Source organism: Lutibacter sp., assembly GCF_040883305.1.
Taxonomy (GTDB): Bacteria; Bacteroidota; Bacteroidia; order Flavobacteriales; family Flavobacteriaceae; genus Lutibacter.
Genome location: NZ_JBFLKT010000253.1, coordinates 1 through 4,473 on the forward strand (window position 1 = coordinate 1; position 4,473 = coordinate 4,473).

At 28.2% G+C, this 4,473-nt stretch carries 5 protein-coding genes and 1 pseudogene; 4 read left to right on the plus strand and 2 right to left on the minus strand.

The window, feature by feature from the left end; all coding sequences use genetic code 11:
- Nucleotides 1-336: 336 nt before the first annotated feature.
- Nucleotides 337-1,539, minus strand: coding sequence for an ABC transporter permease (locus tag AB1Z17_RS07945; RefSeq protein ID WP_368051267.1), 1,203 nt, complete (start codon nucleotides 1,537-1,539; stop codon nucleotides 337-339).
- Between the two features lies 1 nt (nucleotide 1,540).
- On the minus strand, nucleotides 1,541-1,936 hold the full coding sequence (gene rbfA / locus AB1Z17_RS07950) for a 30S ribosome-binding factor RbfA (protein ID WP_368051271.1): 396 nt from the start codon (nucleotides 1,934-1,936) through the stop codon (nucleotides 1,541-1,543).
- Nucleotides 1,937-2,185: 249 nt separating this feature from the next.
- Here rbfA and AB1Z17_RS07955 point away from each other — a divergent pair, with 249 nt between their 5' ends.
- From AB1Z17_RS07955 to AB1Z17_RS07970, 4 genes and pseudogenes are all read left to right on the plus strand, one after another.
- Complete coding sequence (locus AB1Z17_RS07955; RefSeq protein WP_368051268.1) at nucleotides 2,186-3,064, plus strand: cell division protein FtsX; 879 nt, start codon at nucleotides 2,186-2,188, stop codon at nucleotides 3,062-3,064.
- 4 nt (nucleotides 3,065-3,068) lie between these two features.
- On the plus strand, nucleotides 3,069-3,314 hold the full coding sequence (locus AB1Z17_RS07960; RefSeq protein ID WP_368051269.1) for a DUF3098 domain-containing protein: 246 nt from the start codon (nucleotides 3,069-3,071) through the stop codon (nucleotides 3,312-3,314).
- Nucleotides 3,315-3,317: 3 nt separating this feature from the next.
- A complete protein-coding gene (locus AB1Z17_RS07965; RefSeq protein WP_368051270.1) occupies nucleotides 3,318-4,115 on the plus strand; it encodes an undecaprenyl-diphosphate phosphatase in 798 nt (265 codons plus the stop codon).
- A pseudogene (locus AB1Z17_RS07970) lies at nucleotides 4,115-4,473 on the plus strand (tRNA pseudouridine(55) synthase); the annotation flags it as partial. The gene AB1Z17_RS07965 and the pseudogene AB1Z17_RS07970, both read left to right, overlap by 1 nt.

Here is a 4,473-nt window from a genome sequence, read left to right on the forward strand (position 1 = left end):
ACCAATCCATTACAGATTTATCGGAAGTAGTATTTCCTCCATGCATTACTGGACATTTTCCTTCAGAATTTATTTCTTCCTTTTTACTATTTTCACCGTGGTCAACGGGGCATTTATCATCTTTTGAACTGCTCATTATATTTAAGTTTTTTTGTTTAATTCAAATTTAATATAAGTATTTACTATTATAAATATATTTCAATAGTAATAATTTATAATAAAATAAACGTTTTACGTATCGAGTTTTGTAAATGAGGATTTTATTACAGGAACTCTTTTAAAGGTCATAGTAAATTTAACGGAATAATTCTATATTTAAAAAAAAAGGAAGGATTATTATTCAACTAATTTTTTGGAAATTCTACTACTCGCAATTAGAGCTGCTAAATAACCTAAAACTAATATTGTAAAAACTACAGAAATTACATTATAAAGTTTAAGTTCAACGGGATAGGCGAGGTGTTGCGTTATCATAAATAGCGCATATTTTTTTTGAAGTAATACTAAAATTACACCAATTGAAAGTCCGATAATTAAACCAAATAGTGATAATAAAAAACCTTGTAATATAAAAACTCTCTTAATATCTTTTATTGTTGCACCTAAACTATAAAGTGTTTTTAAATTGTCTTTTTTGTCTAAAATCATCATTATAATTGCTCCAATAACATTGAATAATGCGATAATTAAAATTAGCGTAAAAATTAAATATGATGCTAAATTTTCGGTATTCAACATTTTGTAAAAAACCGCATTCAATTGTTCTCTTGTTTCAATATTAAACTCGCTTCCTAAGTTGTTTTTTAATGCTACAATAGTTTCATCTCGGGCTTTGATATTTTCAACTTTTAGTTCAATAGCAGAGACTTGTTTAGGTTTATAATTCAATAAAATCTGAGCTAATTCTAAAGAAATAAACGTGTATTTTTTGTCAACCTCTTCAGTTAAAGAAAAAACACCAATTGGTTGTGTTTCAATTTGGCTAAAGGCATCTGTTGGATTTGTAGCGTAGCCTTTTCCAGGTTTTGGAACATATATTTTTAAAGGTTCCAGAAAATCGAAAACGCCGACAGATAACACATTAGAAATACCATTTCCAACAATTGCTCCATTCGGAATTTTTTGGTCTAACCAAGTACCAACATAAACGGTAGAATCTATGCTATTAACTTTTGTATAATTGGTGTCAACTCCTTTAATATAAGCAATATGTGTTTTTTTATTGAATTCAAAAAAAGCACGTTCCTCAATTACTTTTGTAAAAGAAGCAATGTTGATTTGAGAGATGATATTTTCTTGAATTTCAGGAGTAAAAAGAAAAGATTTTCCTTTCACCGAAGTAATTTTTATATCTGGATCTGCGGTGTTTAAAAAGCCAATACTAAAAGTTCTTAGCCCAGAAAATCCAGACAAAACAATAAATAACGCCAATGTGCCAATAATTACTCCAATTGTTGCAATTATGGTAATAATATTTATGGTGTTATTACTACTCTTTGAAAATAAATAACGTTTGGCTATGTATAAAGGAAAATTCAAGTTATCGTTTTTGACGTTTGTCTAAAATATCAGGATTTTTAATTGGATTTTCTTTTTTACCTTTTAAAGCATTGTCAATATCTTCAATATAATCTAACGTATCATCAATATAAAATAACAACTCAGGCATTCGTCTTAATTGGTTACGTGTACGTTTTGCCATTTCATAACGAATTGTAGCAGTATTTTCTTGAACACCTTTTAAAATTATATCGCGTTTTATTTGAGGGAAAACGCTAATAAAAACTTTTGCTTGCCCTAAATCTGATGTAACTTGCACTTTAGTAACAGAAATAATAACTCCTTTCATTCCATCGCGCGCTGCATTTTGTAACACATCTGCCAAGTCTTTTTGTAAAACTCCTGCTATTTTTTTTTGTCTGTTTGTTTCCATAATGCAAAAATAAGATTTAAATGTACATAATATAAGTTTTAAGTAAGCATTGTTTTAAATTAATAAATAATTAGTAGCTTTAAAAGCTAATTTTATATACTTAAAGCAACTTCAGTACGTTTTTAAAAGAAATCTTAAATTCAAAATTAGTAACTAAAAACCACTAAATTTGATTGAAAAGAAACCCATAAATTTCGGTTAACAGCTATTAACAAAATTTGTATATTGCAAACTCTATAATACATATAACTTTTGAATAATTCTTTCGATAAATATCAAAAAAGAAGATTGCGGTCTTCCTACCTTTCAGTAATTATTAGTATTGCTTTAGTACTTTTTTTAGTTGGCTTTCTAGGTGTTATTTTGCTAAAAACCAACACAATATCTACTCATTTTAAAGAAAAAGTAGCCATTACAATTTTTTTAAATGACAATGCCAAATCTAATGATGTTGAGATTCTTAAAGCAGAATTAAAAAAAGCCGAATATGCTAAAGATGTATTATATATATCAAAAAAAGAAGCTGCTGAAATCTATGCTGAAGAAATTGGCGAGGATTTTGTAGAATTTTTAGGAGACAATCCGTTAAAGAATGCCATTGATGTAACATTAAAATCGGATTTTGTTACTCCAGAAAAAATGAATGAAATTGAAAAACAATTACTTATTAGAAGTATTGTTGCGGAAGTAGTGTACGACAAGCCTTTAATTGAATTATTAACAAAAAACATTAACCGCATTAGTTTTTGGATGCTACTCTTAAGTGCCATATTTACACTAATTGCGGTGGTGTTAATTAATAGTTCTATTCGTATTTCAATTTATTCTAAAAGGTTTACAATTAAAACCATGCAAATGGTTGGTGCCACAAAAGGGTTTATTAGAAGACCCTTTATTTGGAAAAGTATTAAACTTGGAATTATAGGCGCATTGGTCTCTAATATAGCGCTAATTGGTTTTATTATTTACATTAATAAAATGGTACCAGAAATAGAGTTACTTTCCGACTATAAAGAGTTAGGAATTTTATTTTTATTTATTATTATCATGGGAGTTTTAATAACTTGGTTAAGTACATTTTTTGCAACACAAAGATTTTTAAATTTAAGAACAGACGAACTTTATTACTAAAAAAATGAATAAGAAAAAAGAAGGAAATAAAAGCAAATTTTTGTTCGGTAGAAAGAATTATGTACTAATGCTAATTGGCATTGCATTTATAAGTCTAGGCTTTATTTTAATGGCTGGTGGCGGAAGTGATGATCCTGCTGTTTTTAATGAAGAAATATATAATTTTAGAAGAATTAGAATAGCTCCAACACTTGTACTTATTGGTTTAGGAATTGAAATTTACGCTATTATGGCGAAATCTTCAAAATAGAATATGAATTATATTGAGGCAATAATTCTTGGTATTATTCAAGGATTAACAGAATTTTTACCCGTTTCTTCTAGCGGACATTTAGAGCTGGCAAAAGCACTTTTTGGAGATAACTCTTTACCAAATGAAAGCCTTACATTTACCGTAGTATTACATTTTGCAACTGCGTTAAGTACATTGGTTGTTTTTAGAGTTGAAGTTGTAGAAATTTTTAAAGGATTATTTCAGTTTAAATGGAATGAAGAGTTGAAATTTTCTCTTAAAATAATTTTATCAATGATACCTGCTGTAGTTGCAGGTCTTTTTTTTGAAGAACAATTTGAAGCTTTTTTTGGAGGACAAATATTATTAGTTGGCTTTATGCTTATTATAACTTCTTTATTGTTATTATTTGCCGATAAAGCCAAAAGTACCACAAAAAATGTTTCTTTTTTTAATGCTTTAGTTGTTGGTATTTCGCAAGCATTGGCAATTTTACCAGGAATTTCAAGATCTGGTGCAACAATTTCTTCTTCTGTTTTATTAGGAATTGATAGAACAAAAGCTGCACGTTTTTCATTTTTAATGGTAGTGCCCCTAATTTTTGGAAAAATAGCAAAAGATGTTTTGTCGGGTTCTATAAATTTTCAAAGTAACCAAATTGGTGTTTTAAGCGTTGGTTTTATTGCATCATTTATTGCAGGTTTATTTGCGTGTAAATGGATGCTCGCAATTGTTAAAAAAAGTAAACTTTCATATTTTGCATTGTATTGTTTTATTGTTGGAATAATTGCAATTGCAATAACTTTATTAAATGATTAATGACTTTAGAAGACTATAAAAACGGACAAGTTTTATTGATTGATAAACCTTTAAAATGGACTTCTTTTCAGGTGGTAAATAAATTACGCTGGGAAATTAAACAACGTTTTAAAATTAAAAATATAAAAGTCGGGCACGCGGGTACTTTAGATCCGTTGGCTACAGGTTTATTAATAATTTGCACTGGTAAATTCACCAAAAAAATTCAAGAATATCAAGGACAAATTAAAGAATATACTGGAGAAATTACTTTAGGTGCAACAACTCCAAGTTTCGATTTAGAGACTGAAATAAACCAAACCTTTCCAATTGAGCATATTACTGAAGATTTAATTCAACAAACTACACAACAATTTAT

What these genes read in the sequence shown, in the direction of transcription:
- AB1Z17_RS07965 (WP_368051270.1), top strand. Translation starts at nt 3,318, where the DNA reads ATGAATTATATTGAGGCAATAATTCTTGGTATTATTCAAGGATTAACA.
- AB1Z17_RS07960 (WP_368051269.1), top strand. Translation starts at nt 3,069, where the DNA reads ATGAATAAGAAAAAAGAAGGAAATAAAAGCAAATTTTTGTTCGGTAGA.